Annotated in this window: 12 protein-coding genes; 8 read left to right on the plus strand and 4 right to left on the minus strand. The window is 41.9% G+C overall.

The window, feature by feature from the left end; genetic code table 11:
• Positions 1 to 28 precede the first annotated feature (28 nt).
• The 5 genes from CEQ48_RS05090 (at position 29) to CEQ48_RS05110 (ending at position 4,012) form a co-directional block, all read left to right on the plus strand.
• The gene (locus tag CEQ48_RS05090; protein ID WP_000881788.1) at positions 29 to 571 is read left to right on the plus strand and encodes a hypothetical protein; all 543 of its coding nucleotides are present in this window, start codon (positions 29 to 31) and stop codon (positions 569 to 571) included.
• Positions 571 to 1,317, plus strand: coding sequence for an NRDE family protein (locus CEQ48_RS05095; RefSeq protein WP_089070481.1), 747 nt, complete (start codon positions 571 to 573; stop codon positions 1,315 to 1,317). Before CEQ48_RS05090 ends, CEQ48_RS05095 begins: the two co-directional genes overlap by 1 nt.
• Before the next feature lie 10 nt (positions 1,318 to 1,327).
• Positions 1,328 to 1,774, plus strand: coding sequence for a YHS domain-containing (seleno)protein (locus CEQ48_RS05100; protein ID WP_000878533.1), 447 nt, complete (start codon positions 1,328 to 1,330; stop codon positions 1,772 to 1,774).
• Complete coding sequence (locus tag CEQ48_RS05105) at positions 1,774 to 3,507, plus strand: bifunctional lysophospholipid acyltransferase family protein/GNAT family N-acetyltransferase (RefSeq protein WP_198301140.1); 1,734 nt, start codon at positions 1,774 to 1,776, stop codon at positions 3,505 to 3,507. The genes CEQ48_RS05100 and CEQ48_RS05105 overlap by 1 nt, the downstream gene beginning before the upstream one ends.
• Positions 3,508 to 3,631: 124 nt before the next feature.
• Positions 3,632 to 4,012, plus strand: a complete 381-nt coding sequence (locus CEQ48_RS05110; RefSeq protein WP_089070483.1) for a VOC family protein — start codon at positions 3,632 to 3,634, stop codon at positions 4,010 to 4,012.
• A 102-nt stretch (positions 4,013 to 4,114) separates the two neighbouring features.
• On the opposite strand, the gene CEQ48_RS05115 is transcribed toward CEQ48_RS05110, so the two are convergent.
• Together CEQ48_RS05115 and CEQ48_RS05120 are read right to left on the minus strand one after the other, a co-directional pair.
• A complete protein-coding gene (locus tag CEQ48_RS05115; RefSeq protein ID WP_089070484.1) occupies positions 4,115 to 5,134 on the minus strand; it encodes a DUF2955 domain-containing protein in 1,020 nt (339 codons plus the stop codon).
• 8 nt (positions 5,135 to 5,142) lie between these two features.
• On the minus strand, positions 5,143 to 6,207 hold the full coding sequence (locus CEQ48_RS05120) for an HlyD family secretion protein (RefSeq protein WP_089070485.1): 1,065 nt from the start codon (positions 6,205 to 6,207) through the stop codon (positions 5,143 to 5,145).
• 100 nt (positions 6,208 to 6,307) lie between these two features.
• Between CEQ48_RS05120 and CEQ48_RS05125 the strand changes: the two genes are divergently transcribed.
• A complete protein-coding gene (locus CEQ48_RS05125) occupies positions 6,308 to 7,168 on the plus strand; it encodes a LysR family transcriptional regulator (protein WP_089070486.1) in 861 nt (286 codons plus the stop codon).
• Between the two features lie 230 nt (positions 7,169 to 7,398).
• On the opposite strand, the gene narL is transcribed toward CEQ48_RS05125, so the two are convergent.
• A complete protein-coding gene (gene narL, locus CEQ48_RS05130) occupies positions 7,399 to 8,079 on the minus strand; it encodes a two-component system response regulator NarL (protein WP_089070487.1) in 681 nt (226 codons plus the stop codon).
• 1 nt (position 8,080) lies between these two features.
• A complete protein-coding gene (locus tag CEQ48_RS05135; RefSeq protein WP_232477811.1) occupies positions 8,081 to 9,679 on the minus strand; it encodes a histidine kinase in 1,599 nt (532 codons plus the stop codon).
• A gap of 449 nt (positions 9,680 to 10,128) precedes the next feature.
• Between CEQ48_RS05135 and CEQ48_RS05140 the strand changes: the two genes are divergently transcribed.
• Positions 10,129 to 11,529 (plus strand): NarK family nitrate/nitrite MFS transporter, encoded by a 1,401-nt coding sequence (locus tag CEQ48_RS05140; protein WP_232477813.1) that lies wholly within the window; start codon positions 10,129 to 10,131, stop codon positions 11,527 to 11,529.
• A 102-nt stretch (positions 11,530 to 11,631) separates the two neighbouring features.
• Positions 11,632 to 15,396: a nitrate reductase subunit alpha gene (locus CEQ48_RS05145; RefSeq protein WP_089070489.1), complete on the plus strand. Its 3,765-nt coding sequence runs from the start codon at positions 11,632 to 11,634 to the stop codon at positions 15,394 to 15,396.

Raw genomic sequence — 15,396 nt, forward strand, 5'->3', positions numbered from 1 at the left:
TATTGAATAAGACATTGAAGGGGATTTTATGCTTGCTGTGACAACCTTAGCGCAACCATACCGATACTCAGCCGCCATTCATGGCTGTTTGGAGACACTAGAACAAGGGCGCGATTTTTTAAACACGATTGGAGACGATCACTACACCTACGTGGCGAAGCCGCATGTGAGCAGCAGTATTGGCCAGCATTTTCGCCATTGGTTAGACATTTTCCATGCGCTGTGCGCTGCGCCAAACACCGTCGATTACAACCAGCGTCGACGTGGGCATCCGGTTGAGTTGTCTCGCCAAGTGGCACTTAAGGAGATTGAATCGCTCATCGCATGGTTAGAGTCTGATTTACTACAGTCACCTCAAATGGCCATTGATGTGGTGATGGAAGTGTCTTTATCGCAAACCGAAAGCTGCACTTTTCATTCAACCTTAGAGCGTGAATTGGCCTTCGCTGCGCTGCATGCGAATCACCATTTTGCGATGGCAAAAGTGGTGACCAGTTTACTGAACGTGCAAACGCCGAGTGATTTTGGTTTAGCGCCCGCGACCGCCACTTTTTTACGAGGCAATGCCTAATGTGCTCCGTCACTTGGTCTTTGAGTGACACCGGTTATCAGGTGTTTTTCAATCGCGATGAGCAGAAGAGTCGAGCTTTAGCGCTACCACCAGCCATCTATGATCGACAAGGAGTTTCAGTCATGATGCCGCTCGATCCGCAAGGTCAGGGCAGTTGGATTAGCCTTAATCAGTTCGGGTTATCGCTGTGTCTGCTCAATAACTATCAAGGCCGAGTGCCAGATGGAACGCTGATCAGCCGCGGATTGTTGCTCAAATCCCTTGCGGGATCCTCTTCGATTGAACAAATCACGCTTGCGTTTGAAAAATTGGCGTTGTCTCGTTTTGCTCCCTTCACTCTGCTGGCTTTTGATCCTTTGCTTACTCAACAGCAAGGTGAGGTATTGGCTTATGCGTGGGATGGCGAACAATTTTGCTCAGGCGTGACTTCATCACCCCTTTTTTCATCCGGTGTTGCGCTTGACGAAGTGCAGCGCTATCGCACGCAGGTCTATCAACACCTCACTGCCGATGGAGTAACACCGGAAAAGTTGTTGGCGTTTCACTGCCATCAACACCCACAGTGGCCGCATCTTTCGGTGGCGATGCAGCGAGACGATGCCCATACCGTGAGTTTTACTCACATCAAGGTCAGTGATGGACAACTGGGAATGAGTTATTTCTCTGGTCGCCCAACGCAACTGACAGAGCAGATATTGCATCAGTCGCAGTATCCATTTCCTCAAATAATATCTTTGGTTTCTTAAGGAGTTCGTAATGAAATATTGGTTTGGTTTAATCCTGTTCTTTTTCAGCACATTCACCATGGCGCAAGATCCGATTTACACTGGCACGTTTAGCAATAAAGCGCTGGATGGGTATGACACGGTCGCTTATTTCACCGAAGGCAAACCCGTTAAAGGGGCCGCGCAGTTTAAAACTGAGTACCAAGGTGCCGAATGGTTGTTTGCCTCTCAACAAAACCTCGACGCGTTTTTAGCTGACCCTGAAAAATACGCGCCGCAATATGGTGGCTACTGTGCATGGGCGGTGTCTGAGAAGAAGGATTTCGCGCCTGGTGATCCACAATATTGGGCGATCGAGGACGGTAAGCTTTATCTGAACTACAACAATAAGATTAAAGGATTGTGGGAAAAAGATCGGGCGCATCATATCGCTCAAGGCGACCAAAATTGGCCTGCGCTGATTGGGACAAGCGAATGATGCAAACCCAGCCATTTCGATTGCCGCGCTTCACCCCATTTGGGGTGATAGAAAAGGGGGTAGAGTTAGCGACAGGTCTTAGTCAGCTAGAGCGCTATTACCAACAAAGGCCAACCACGCGTGATGGTTTTGAGTTTATGCGTTACACCCTTGAAGCGCTCAATGTGCATTACCAAGTGGATAGAGGCCGTGTTGAACAGATCCCCACACAAGGGCCGGTAGTGATCGTAGCTAACCATCCGCTTGGTGCCATCGAAGGGGTGATTTTGGCCGATTTGGTTGGGCAAGTACGCAAAGATGTCAAAGTGCTTGCCAATCAACTGCTTAAACGCTTACCTGAAATTGAACCACTGTTCATTGGTGTGGATGTGTTTAATGGCGCGCAGGCGAGTAAAACCAATGCCAGAGGGATTCGAGAAGCACACCGACATTTAGCGGACGGTGGTGTACTGATCGTATTTCCCGCCGGTGAAGTTTCGACACCGCAAAAAGAAACCGGACAGTTGAGTGATATTGACTGGAGTCAATCCGTTGCGAAATTCATTCAGCGTAGCCAAGCGACGTGCGTGCCGATTTATATTCATGGTCGTAACAGCGCGTGGTTTTATCGCGCTGGAAAAATTCATCCGCTCTTGCGCACCGCCATGTTAGGTCGAGAGCTTTTGAATAAAAGCGCGAGCACCATTTCCCTTTGCATTGGTCAGCCGATTCCTTATGCGGAATTAAAAGAGTTCACCAAAGATGAAGATGTGGTCAATTACTTGCGGCTCAATACCTATTTGATGAGCCCGCATGGCCAAGCTGAACCGGCAAAAGTCTCTTTTACGATTCCGGTGATTGAGCCTGTACCTAAAACAGCTCTCATCGCAGAGCTTGCTCAATTAGATAAGAAAGCCAAGTTATTGGAGCAGGGCGAATTCACGGTGTACTGCGTACCTTCAACGCACATTCCCCGCATGATGCAAGAGATTGGTCGTGTGCGTGAAATCAGTTTCCGCGCGGTGGGTGAAGGCAGTGGGCATGCCTGTGATGTGGATACGTATGATCAACATTATTGGCAACTGTTCGTTTGGAACCGAGATAAAAGCGAGCTAGTGGGTGCATACCGCATGGGGCTTGTGGATAGAATTTTGGCGGAAAAGGGGTTACAAGGCCTCTATTCGCGTAGCTTGTTTCATTACGATCACGCATTTTTGGCGACCTTAGATAATTCGATTGAGCTTGGACGCTCGGTGGTGGCAGAACAGTATCAACGAAATCTCAACTCGTTGCTTTTACTCTGGAAAGGCATTGCGCGTTTCGTAGAACTGAACCCGCGTTATACCCATTTGTTCGGACCAGTCAGTATTAGCAATGATTACAGCCCTGCGGCTCGACAATTGATGGCGGCGACGTTATCGATCCATCACTATGATCAAAATAAAGCCGCATTGGTTAACCCGTCGACACCATTACGGGCTGGGGCGGAAGTATTCTGGCAAAAAAGCCTATTATCCGCACTCGCTAGTGTGTCTTTGCTTTCTAAAGTGATCGCACGAATGGAACAGGGCAACGGACTACCCGTGTTGCTGCGTCAATATCTCGGTATGAATGGTAAGTTAGTCTGCTTTAATGTTGACCCTGCCTTCAACGATGCCTTGGATGGTTTGATTGTTGTGAATCTAAAACAAGTACCACTGAAAACGTTGTCTAAATACATGGGTAAGGAAGCGGCGCAGCATTACCTTTGCTGAGTTGCGTAGCAAAGATAAGACAGCAAAATCCGCAGAGTTTGACTATGGTGATTGAGAATAAATTCGGTCCCGTGGATTCTCTGTTTTTCTATGGGATTGTGACACTCCAAATAAAGGTGACATCATGCTCAATAATCCGGTAGGTTGGTTTGAAATTTATGTAAATGATTTGGAACGTGCAAAAACGTTTTATGAGACGGTTTTGAAGGTCTCTCTGGAAGAAATGCCTAATCCAACGTCGATGCCGATTAAAATGCTCGCATTTCCTTCCAATATGGAAAAGTACGGCGCATCCGGCGCGTTGGTCAAAATGGAAGGCATTTGCGCTGGTGGTGGCGGCACACTGATTTATTTTTCGAGCGACGACTGTGCCGTTGAACAAGAGCGAATTGTCGCAGCAGGTGGTCAAGTTCATACGCCGAAAATGTCGATAGGCGAATATGGCTTCATTACTTTAGCGGTCGATACCGAAGGCAATATGTTTGGTTTGCATTCGATGCAGTAAATGCTACAAACGGCACCATCAAAATAGAAAAGAGATGGCATACGCCATCTCTTTTTGCGTTTATCCAACAAGATCCCTTATGGAAAGAGTGATTGTTTACAATCAAGGCTTCATGGCTATTTCAAGAAAATTTTTATGTTTCAATGACATTACGCGTATCCAGTGGTGTACTGCCCACATCAACATTGCGGTTGCGATGACGGTGATGAAGATGGAGCTAAAACGGTACAAGATGGAAAAGAAGGCATCGTTCGATTCAGGCACAATCGCGGTAAGTGGAACCGCCAGTGCAGACATCGCTGAAAAAGCAATGGCACTTTTGATTGGGCCTCTAGTGAGTAAATAACAAAATGGCCCCATGGCGATGGTAAAAGCCAGCCAAAACAACAAACCGTTGCTATACCAGCTACCTAAAATCAACTGAACAGCTAAGCCTGCGAGACAACCAAGTGCAGTACCGATCACGCGAATTTTTGCCATCGCCATCGAGCCCGCCAAGGTCATCGGGGTCAGAATGATGATGATAGAGGCTTGCGCCGAGAGAGAATCATAGAGATCTGCCACTTGAAACAACAAAAAAGCGCTCATGGCGACAATCCATCCCATTGCGACTTGACTAATGTAGTCTAAGTCACTTTTTACTGGTGTGGTCATGGGGGGCTGTATTTCGTCCCTTTTGGGTTCTGGGAATAACCAAAACGCCAAAGCACAAATAGCAATATTGGCTAAGGAGATGACCCATAAGTTGACGTTAAAATCTTCGATGTCGATAAAGTCGTAGCTGGCAAAATTGAACACGATAGACCCTACCAGAAGCCCCATATAGCCAAATAAGTAAGTCTTAGCGCTCATCATGGCGATGCACTTGAATAGGAAAAACACCCCAACAGCCACCGTCATCAGTACTGGGTGAAACTGGAGATATTCCAACAAGAAGGTGGCCTGTAATGTCGTCCACACTGCAGAGAACAGTACCATCAATAGTGGCTTTAGCTGAAAACGCTCAGCTCTACTCAAAATAAACAGTGGCAACATGATGGCAAAAAAACCGTAAGACCAACCAAAAAGCATGCTTAAGGCAAGGCCGCAGGTGCAGCCAAACCAAATTCTCTGAGTTTTCATCACTGGCCTTAGTATAAGTAATGGAAGAGGCTGACGATTTTGATTTGCCAAGTTGCCATCCAGCGCCAAAACATCCCTTCTTGGGGATAGAGCACAATCGTGGCGCGTGAGCCAACAAAAAGTGCTTTTGGCAAGGCGGCATTACTGGCAAGATTGACGCGAGTTCTTTGTGCATCACGAACCCAACGGTTGTTGATTTCAACACTGGTTAAAGAGCCATTTGGTGTTTGCTGTGCGGCGGCAACCCCATAATCCCGACTGGATAGGGAAAAATCGAAAACTTGGCCAGGGTAGGCATCAAAAGCTACCATTGCTTTATAGCTTGTATCCACCTTGGCGACGGACTTTTCGCGAAAATCCCCAGTAACCCAAAGGGATCCTGTGGGTATAAAGCTCAGCATTGGTTGGTTAGCATTGGCCATGCTGCCAACTTCTAGTTGCAAATTGGTGACGACACCGTCGTTAGGGGCGAGCACCTGAGTGTTCGACAGATCCAACTGCGCTTTTTCAATGCCATTTTGCGCCACGCGTACTGCAGTACTTTGCCCTTCGCCTTCTCCTAGTTGTGCTTCAATCACTTTCAAGCTCTGTTGTTCGGCTTTTAAATTGGCATGTGCTACTTGATTTTGAGCAAAAGCATTATCGAGAGTCGAGCGTGAAATTACTTTTTGTGTCGAGAGTTTTTGTAAGCGCAAATATTCATTGTGAGCATTGTCATAGGTTGCTTGCGTGCGAGCAATGTTAGCCAAAGCGGCTTCACGTTGTGAATAGAGAGTCGCTTCTTTCTCTAAGGCAGATTGCAGCGAGAGTTTTGCTTGTTCTAAGGCGATACGATATTTGCGTTCATCAATGGTGAACAGTACCTCACCTTGTTGAACGTGCTGATTGTTGTGGAGCAGCACTCGAGTCACTTTGCCTGACACTTCGGGCGCTATTTGTACAACATAACCTTGAACACGGCCCTCTGTCGTCATTGGAGCGTGCTGATCTGCAAAGATGATGTAGAAAAATAGCACTATGAATAGGACAATAAGTGTGCGCATCCAGAGTCGAAATTTGTATTCTGCTGTCATGGAAAAAATCATTTAAATAAAGAAAGATCGGGATTATAGAGAAGAGTGGTACAGTGCAGTAGAATGTGAAAAAAGACATTAGTGAGCTAAAAATAGGACAATGAAAGTTAATCTTGATGATCTGTATCTCTTTACTCAAACAGTGATGCACGGTGGTATCAGTGCCGCAGCGCAAGTACACCAGTTACAGCGCTCAAAAGTAAGCCGTCGTTTGCAAGAGCTGGAAAAGGCGTTAGGTTGTCAGTTATTAATCCGCACAACTCGTTCGATTGAATTAACAGAACACGGCCAACGTTTAATTGAATTGGTCGGTCAGCCGATGATGCACATCCAACAAGGATTAGCAGTTATGTCTGAGCATAATCAATCGTCTGAAGGTAAAGTGCGCTTGGCAATTCCTTCCGCGTTGATGACATCGGCGGCATTTAACACCATTATTAGTGAATTTAGTCGGCGTTATCCTGCGGTGGCTTTGGAAATCGAAAACCATCAGCAAAGTGTTGACCTGCGCCGTCAAGCTTTTGATCTTCAACTATTACCTGACATGGTAAAAGTGAGTGACGACAGTTATGTGCAGTTTAGTCTATTGCCTTATCGTTCACATTTAGTGGCATCTAAAGAATACTTAGCAAACCACCCACCGATTAATAGCGTGAAAGATTTGCGTCAACATAGGTTACTCACCAATCGCTATAACGTGGATTTGCTTGATTCCAGTTTACCGCTGGCATTGAAATCGGATGATTTGCATTTACTGCGTTCGATGGCAATTTCTGGGCAAGGTATTGCTTTCATTCCACAAGTTCACTCAAAACCTGCATTAGAGGAAGGAAACTTAGTGGAGGTGCTACCCAACCTACGTTATCCCCAGCAGCATTTGACTTTGATCTATCCATCGGCACTCTATCTTCCTCAGAAAGTCAAAGTACTGATTGAATTGTTCCGTGAAAAATTCCAATGAAAAAATCATGGTTTATCTTTGTTAAGGTTAATTCATTCAAATCTCATTGAGAGTGGGACTGGAGAGTAATCGACACTAAAATAGAAAGCTGCCAATCACCTTGAATATATTGACACTAGTTTATCTACTATTGATTTCAGCAGTTAAATTGTGGACAAAGCGAGAGGTATTATAAGTGCAGTTGAAGTTGGGTTTCTGCTTGAACTAGATGTTTAGGCAGAGACCAATAACTATTCAAACCTAATATTTTCTTGATGAACCCATACTGCTGCTTCAACTCGAGATCGTAATTGTAATTTTTTTAAGATACTTTTTACATGAACTTTCACTGTACTTTCCGAAATGAAAAGTTTATTAGCAATCATTTTGTTTGATAAACCAATAGCAATGTTTTTTAGTATATCTTGTTCTCGAGCACTAAGAATATCAATGGTTAGATTTGTTAGCTTTTCCTTTTTCTTTTCCTTTAGGTTATCTACTAAAATAGCAGTTAATTCAGGACTAATGACGGTTTTACCTAAGCAAGCATTTTCAATAGAAAATAGTAATTCTTCAGGTTCCATATCTTTTAAAAGATACCCATCAGCTCCTAATTTTATTGCCTTTGACACATCTTCATTATAATTTGAAACAGTGAAAATTATAATTTTACTGGAGATGTTTTTTTTGCGTAATAATTGCAGTGTTTTCAATCCATCTAATTCTGGCATATTAATATCTAAAAGGATTAAATCTGGCTCATAGTCAATGGCGTATTCAATCCCTTGATGCCCGTTACTTGCCTCTGCTACAACGGTGAGGTGCTTTCTGGTATTGAGTAACTGTTTAATACCATTTCTTAGCATGGGGTGATCATCTATTAAGAGTATTGTAGATGCATCAGCATTAGTAAATGTTTGTTCTTTAATCATATCAACCTCGTGAATAAATAGGAAAAGTCAGATAAAATTTAGTGCCTTTGTCAGGATAAGAAATAATGTCCCATTTGCCTGATAAAGATTGTGCTCTATCACCAATAATTTTTAATCCGTAATGAGAACTTTCTTGTGGTATGGAAAATCCGCATCCGTCATCGATCATAACTAATGATATGTCATTGCCTTTTACGGACAAGTTCAATATTACATTGGAGGCTTGTGCGTGTTTATAAATATTGTTTAATAATTCTCGAATGATTTGTATCAAATGTATGGATTGATGAATAGATACCGTATTGGCTGGAATTTTATAACTAAAATTTATTTGTATCCCTAATTTCTTATTATATTCTTTTATTGTATTTTCTAGTGCAGGTAAAAACCCTAGACCATCTAACTTCAACCTGAAAGTAGTCAGCAACTCTCTAAGTTGGCTGTACGCAACATTTACTTCTTCCCGCATTTCCTCAATGATCAATGATTGTTCATTTTTTAATTTAGACTGGTCCATCTGTAAAATGCTCAATTTTATTTTAAGGCAAGAAAGAGACTGAGCGATGGAATCATGCAGCTCTCTAGCAATTGTATTTCTCTCTTTTAAAATTAATATTTGTTGGTCTTGTTGAACTTTATAATAAACGGAAAGAGATTGTGTTAACAACTCTGAAAATGCAACTATTATTTGTTCATTTTCTATATTTAAAGGTGATTCATAATTTGATGATATGACAATTGCTCCATAATCATTAGTAGAATCCTTTAGTTTTATACTAGTTTCAAATACATTTTCAATAGGTCGTTTGTTTTCATCGAAGCAAAGATTGCAGTTGGAATTTTTACAAGAAAGCGGTCTGTTTAATGAGCCGAAATCAAAGATTTGATTACTTTCACTTTCTTGGTAATCTTTAATTGAAATTGTCACGCTACATATGCTTGTTAATTCAATTAATTCTTTAATTAATGGTGCTAAAATATCGCAACTATATTGCTCATTATTAAACATTTTGCATGCTCGATAAAGAAAATATAAGTATTTGTTCTTTTGATTAAGGTCTTCAGTTTTTTGGTATACTAATTGTTCTAAGTTTAGATATATTTCTTTTAGGCTGTCTGACATTAGATTAATTGAATCACCCAGCTCATTCATTTCATCTTTATTTTTCTGTACGATAAATTTCTTGCTAAAGTCACCAGATTTAATTGATCTTGATATGTCAAGTAGTGACATCCAAGGTTTGAATAATCTTGAATATAAGTTTCTTATTGCATAAAGTCCAAATATTATCACGAGAATACTGAATAGTTTTTGAATATTTTCTAGTGATTTAATGTTTTTCTCAGTGTTGTGTTCGACTTTATCAATTAGATTGTTTGTTTTTTTTACAAATTCCTCTGAATTAAATTTCATTGATTTTATATCTTTATCTTCTATATTTGTGTGGAAAAAATTTATTAGGTCACTATATTCAATATTTAATTTGCTCTCTATCATGTATTCTTTTATTTTATACTCAGACAGTGTTGATTTGATGGTTTGTATGTCTTCTGAATGGGTTTGATTTTTTGCTGATGAAATGGATTTATATATCAACATCCTTATTGACCCAATTTGATTAACAATATGGGTTCGACCTTGGATGTTATCGACTATGACTAATGAAGTTACCATGCCAGATGTTGATATGGTACAGAGCATGAGTATAAAGAAGGATATTTTTTTTGTTATAGATACATTTAACAAGTGCATTATCTCATGTAAACAACAAGTTTGGTGTAAGTTTAATAACACACCATATCGCTTTTCTACGCTGTACAACATACTACTTGTGGGTTACTACTTAATAGTTGCTTGAAATTTTCACTTATATTTATCTCATTTTTCTTTTGTATATCAATAACCTACAATCTTTTATTGTAACCACTATGAGTAGCGTCATTGAGTTAGGTTGTTTTATTAAGATAATGTCTTTGATCTAAATCAACAATTTTCAAGTGAGGTTATAACTAAATGTAATGGTTTTCCCAATAACAATGGTGTTAATCATGCCAGTAAATATAAATACAAAAAAACTGAATTCGACCACTCAATTAAGTAACCGTTCAATTAAGCAATGGTTTCCTGAGGATAAAGCGTTTTGGCTATCTCAAGGGCAATATATTGCAAAGCGAAACTTATGGATTTCGATACCCTGTCTTTTATTGTCCTTTTGTGTCTGGATGATCTTCAGTGCCGTTGCAGTTAATTTGCCTAAAGTTGGCTTTTCATTTAACACTGAGCAGCTTTTTTTGCTAACAGCATTACCCTCTGTCTCTGGTGCGATAGGTCGTATTCCTTATTCTTTTACAATTTCAATATTTGGCGGTAGACGTTGGACTGCATTTAGCACTCTGATACTAGTTGTACCAATGGTTTGGTTAGGTATCGCAATCAGTAATCCTGATACCTCATACTCTACTTTTGTCATGATTGCGCTGTTATGTGGTTTAGGCGGTGCAAACTTTGCGTCGAGTATGGCCAATATCAGTTTCTTTTATCCAAAGGAAATGCAAGGAAGCACGCTTGGTTTAAATGGGGGGCTTGGAAACCTTGGTGTGAGCGTCATGCAATTGGTGGTTCCTATGGCCATTTCTATTCAATGGTTTAATTCACAATCTGATGGACCACAACTACAAAATGCTGCATGGATTTGGGTTCCCTTTATTTTTCTTCTTAGTGTCATTTCTTGGTATGGAATGAACGATATAGAAAGTGCAAAAGCGTCATTCAAAGAACAGGTCAAAGTGCTTAAACAAGGGCACTTATGGTTGATGAGTTTATTGTACTTGTCTGCATTTGGTTCTTTTATTGGGTTTTCTGCCGGTTTTGCTATGTTGTCTCAAACTCAATTCCCCGAAGTTGATGTTTTGAAATTTGCGTTTATTGGCCCACTTATAGGTGCGCTTATGCGGCCTGTTGGTGGTGCGTGGTCGGATAAATATGGGGGTATAAAAGTAACATTTTTAAATTTTGTTCTAATGGCGTTATTAACAATTATTATCTTCTTCACTGTTCCATCTGAGAGTGCATCAGGTAGCTTTGTTCTCTTTCTTATCATCTTTATGGGATTATTTGCCTGCTCAGGTATTGGTAGTGGATCAACATTTCAAATGATAGCGGTGTTGTTCCGGCGTATAGTCACACAACAAGCGAGAGAAGCTGGTTTGAATGAGGATGTTATCACTCGGAAATCAGGAACAGATACGGCCGCAGCGTTAGGATTTATATCAGCCATTGGCGCGTTTGGTGGTTTCTTTATTCCTCAGGCTTTTGGTTTATCGCTTTCTCTAACAGGAACAGCTTCAAGTGCCTTAATGTTATTTCTATTTTTCTATATCGTTTGTTCAATCATTACGTGGCTCGTTTATGGACGAAATATAGAGAATGGTTACGCAACAAAAATATGAATCATATACTTTTAATAAATATTTATTTCACCATCAATATTAGCTTTTAATTGATATTTAAATATAAATAAAATTAATTCCTAAATATAGGAGACACACTGAATGAGCAAGTTTTTGGATCGATTTCGATACTTTAAACAAGTCGGAGATTCATTTTCAGGTGATCACGGGCAAACACTTAATACAAACCGTGATTGGGAAGATGGATACAGAACGCGTTGGCAGCATGACAAAATCGTTCGTTCGACACACGGCGTTAACTGTACAGGCTCCTGTAGTTGGAAAATTTATGTAAAAAATGGATTGGTAACTTGGGAAACACAGCAAACTGATTATCCACGAACACGCCCAGACCTTCCTAATCATGAACCTAGAGGATGTCCACGTGGAGCAAGTTATTCTTGGTATTTGTATAGCGCCAATCGGCTCAAATACCCTATGGTGCGTAAGCCTTTATTAAAATTGTGGCGTGAAGCAAAGCGACGTTTTGCCGATCCGATAGAAGCTTGGGAATCTATCGTCACGAATTCTGATTCAACGGCAGCTTATAAAACAGCGCGTGGGCGAGGAGGATTTGTACGTAGCTCTTGGACTGAAGTTAATGAAATTATTGCTGCTTCCAACATATACACCATTAAAGAACATGGTCCAGATCGTGTGGTTGGATTTTCTCCGATCCCCGCAATGTCTATGGTGTCCTATGCTGCTGGTGCCAGATATTTATCACTAATTGGTGGCTCTTGTCTGAGTTTCTATGATTGGTATTGTGATTTACCACCTGCATCACCGATGACATGGGGGGAGCAAACTGATGTTCCTGAATCAGCAGATTGGTACAATTCTTCATACATTATTGCTTGGGGATCAAATATCCCTCAAACCCGCACACCTGACGCTCACTTCTTTACAGAAGTTCGCTACAAGGGGACGAAAACGGTCGCTATAACCCCCGATTACGCTGAAGTGGCAAAACTCTGCGATCACTGGCTTAACCCTAAGCAAGGCACGGACAGTGCAGTCGCATTAGCAATGGGGCATGTAATACTCAATGAATTCCATGTGAAACGTCAGTCTGAATATTTCCAGAACTACTTACGACAGTATTCAGATATGCCAATGCTAGTGAAATTGGATCCTAGAATTGATGGTAGCTACAGTGCTGGTCAATTTTTACGGGCATCAGAGCTCGTGAATAACCTCGGTGAGTCCAATAACCCTGAATGGAAAACTATCGCCATTAATGAAGCCGATGGAGAGTTCGTTGCACCTAATGGTTCTGCTGGTTTCCGTTGGGGAGAGAAAGGTAAATGGAATCTTGATCAGTTAGCTGGAGATGCTCAGGATAATGTGAAATTACAACTTGGCATCAAAGATGCGGATGACATCGTCGATGTTGCCTTTCCTTATTTTGGCGGTTTAGAACATGAGCACTTTACTCATGTACCGTTGTCTGATCTCATTAATCGAAAATTGCCAGTTAAGCGGATCACTTTAAAAGGCGGAACCGAAATATGTGTTACGACGGTTTATGATTTAACACTCGCTAACTATGGTGTAGAGCGAGGTTTTAACGATCCTAGTTGTGCGGCCGAATATTCTGAAATCAAAGCCTACTCTCCAGCATGGGCTGAACGAATCACAGGAGTATCGGCGGACGAGATCACTCGAATTGCCACTGAATTTGCGGACAACGCTGAAAAAACGCATGGCCGTTCGATGATCATCGTCGGTGCAGGCTTAAACCACTGGTATCACATGGATATGAACTATCGCGGCTTGATCAATATGTTGGTCTTCTGCGGCTGTGTTGGCCAAAGTGGTGGCGGTTGGGCGCACTATGTCGGACAAGAAAAACTTCGCCCTCAGACCGGATGGCAACCCCTAGCGTTTGGCTTGGATTGGCAGAAGCCACCGCGTCATATGAATGGCACATCTTTCTTCTACAACCATTCGAGTCAATGGCGATATGAGAAGTTAAAAGTCGATGAGCTACTGTCTCCATTGGCGGATAAAACACGTTATAGCGAGCATTTGATCGATATGAACGTAAAAGCCGAACGAATGGGGTGGCTACCTTCATCGCCTCAACTTAACGTAAACCCACTCAATATCGCCAAACAAGCACATCTTGCAGGACTATCAGCAACGGATTACGTCGTGAATGCGTTGAAAGAAGGTGAGATTCGCTTCGCATCAGAACAGCCTGAAAAACATTATCCACGAAATATGTTTATTTGGCGTTCGAACTTATTGGGCTCATCAGGTAAAGGCCATGAATATATGCTCAAGTATCTGCTTGGAACCGAGCATGGCATTCAAGGTAAAGATCTGGGTGAGTTTAATGAAGCAAAACCGAGCGAAGTGGAATGGAATGACCAACCAACGCAAGGCAAGCTTGATCTTGTTGTCACGTTAGATTTCCGGATGTCGAGCACGTGTTTATTCTCCGATATCGTTCTTCCTACCGCTACGTGGTACGAAAAAGATGACATGAATACTTCGGATATGCATCCGTTTATTCATCCGCTTTCTGCGGCAGTTGACCCTGCTTGGGAAGCAAAGTCTGACTGGGAAATATACAAGGGTATAACAAAAGTATTCTCTAACCTTTGTGAAGGTCATTTAGGCAATGAAACCGACATCGTTACATTGCCTATTCAACATGATTCTCCAGCGGAAATTGCTCAAGCATTTGATGTGAAAGATTGGAAACTTGGTGAATGTGACCTGATCCCCGGTAAAACAGCGCCGCATATTGTGACGGTGGAGCGTGATTATCCCAATACCTATGCGCGATTTACTTCTCTAGGACCTCTATTAAATAGTCAAGGTAATGGTGGCAAAGGAATTAGTTGGAACACCGACAGTGAAGTTGAACTGCTTAAAAAGCTTAACTATGTCCATCATGATGGTGTGGCAAAAGGGTTAGCAAAAATTGAATCAGCGATTGATGCAGCCGAAGTGATTTTAACCTTAGCGCCAGAAACCAACGGGCAAGTGGCAGTAAAAGCATGGGATGCATTAAGTGAGTTCACAGGGCGTGAGCATCGCCATTTAGCCATCAATAAAGAAGAAGAAAAAATTCGCTTTCGCGATATTCAAGCGCAACCGCGAAAAATCATTTCTAGCCCAACTTGGTCTGGCTTGGAAGATGAGCATGTGTCTTACAACGCTGGATATACCAATGTTCATGAGTTGATTCCATGGCGAACAGTAACAGGGCGGCAACAGTTATATCAAGATCACCAATGGATGAGAGATTTTGGTGAAAGCTTAATCGCTTATCGCCCACCTATTAACACGCGTACTGTTCACGACATTATGGGTAAGAAGAGCAATGGCAACAAAGAGAAAGCCTTGAATTGGATTACTCCACACCAAAAATGGGGAATTCACTCTACATATAGTGAAAACTTGCTGATGTTAACGCTATCACGTGGTGGCCCAATTGTGTGGATGAGTGAGATTGATGCAAAAGATCTTGGAATTGAAGATAACGATTGGATAGAAGCATTTAATACAAATGGTGCATTAACTGCACGCGCTGTAGTTAGCCAACGTGTGCCAGAAGGTATGGTGATGATGTATCACGCGCAAGAGCGACTTGTGAACTTACCTGGTGGTGAAATTACTGGCCAGCGAGGCGGAATTCATAATTCAGTCACTCGAGTATGTCCAAAACCTACACACATGATCGGCGGCTATGTGCATCAGGCGTATGGCTTTAACTACTATGGAACGGTCGGTTCAAACCGAGATGAATTTGTTGTAGTGCGCCGAATGAAGGATGTGAAATGGCTAGACGGTGAAAATAACGATTACACACAAGCACCAAACATGTATAGCGGTTCGGCGGGAGATAAATAA

The organism is Vibrio tarriae, from assembly GCF_002216685.1.
GTDB lineage: Bacteria > Pseudomonadota > Gammaproteobacteria > Enterobacterales > Vibrionaceae > Vibrio > Vibrio tarriae.

What these genes read in the sequence shown, in the direction of transcription:
- CEQ48_RS05090 (WP_000881788.1), top strand. Translation starts at nt 29, where the DNA reads ATGCTTGCTGTGACAACCTTAGCGCAACCATACCGATACTCAGCCGCC.
- CEQ48_RS05095 (WP_089070481.1), top strand. Translation starts at nt 571, where the DNA reads ATGTGCTCCGTCACTTGGTCTTTGAGTGACACCGGTTATCAGGTGTTT.
- CEQ48_RS05100 (WP_000878533.1), top strand. Translation starts at nt 1,328, where the DNA reads ATGAAATATTGGTTTGGTTTAATCCTGTTCTTTTTCAGCACATTCACC.
- CEQ48_RS05105 (WP_198301140.1), top strand. Translation starts at nt 1,774, where the DNA reads ATGCAAACCCAGCCATTTCGATTGCCGCGCTTCACCCCATTTGGGGTG.
- CEQ48_RS05110 (WP_089070483.1), top strand. Translation starts at nt 3,632, where the DNA reads ATGCTCAATAATCCGGTAGGTTGGTTTGAAATTTATGTAAATGATTTG.
- CEQ48_RS05115 (WP_089070484.1), bottom strand. Translation starts at nt 5,134, where the DNA reads ATGAAAACTCAGAGAATTTGGTTTGGCTGCACCTGCGGCCTTGCCTTA.
- CEQ48_RS05120 (WP_089070485.1), bottom strand. Translation starts at nt 6,207, where the DNA reads ATGACAGCAGAATACAAATTTCGACTCTGGATGCGCACACTTATTGTC.
- CEQ48_RS05125 (WP_089070486.1), top strand. Translation starts at nt 6,308, where the DNA reads ATGAAAGTTAATCTTGATGATCTGTATCTCTTTACTCAAACAGTGATG.
- narL (WP_089070487.1), bottom strand. Translation starts at nt 8,079, where the DNA reads ATGATTAAAGAACAAACATTTACTAATGCTGATGCATCTACAATACTC.
- CEQ48_RS05135 (WP_232477811.1), bottom strand. Translation starts at nt 9,679, where the DNA reads ATGTTGATATATAAATCCATTTCATCAGCAAAAAATCAAACCCATTCA.
- CEQ48_RS05140 (WP_232477813.1), top strand. Translation starts at nt 10,129, where the DNA reads ATGCCAGTAAATATAAATACAAAAAAACTGAATTCGACCACTCAATTA.
- CEQ48_RS05145 (WP_089070489.1), top strand. Translation starts at nt 11,632, where the DNA reads ATGAGCAAGTTTTTGGATCGATTTCGATACTTTAAACAAGTCGGAGAT.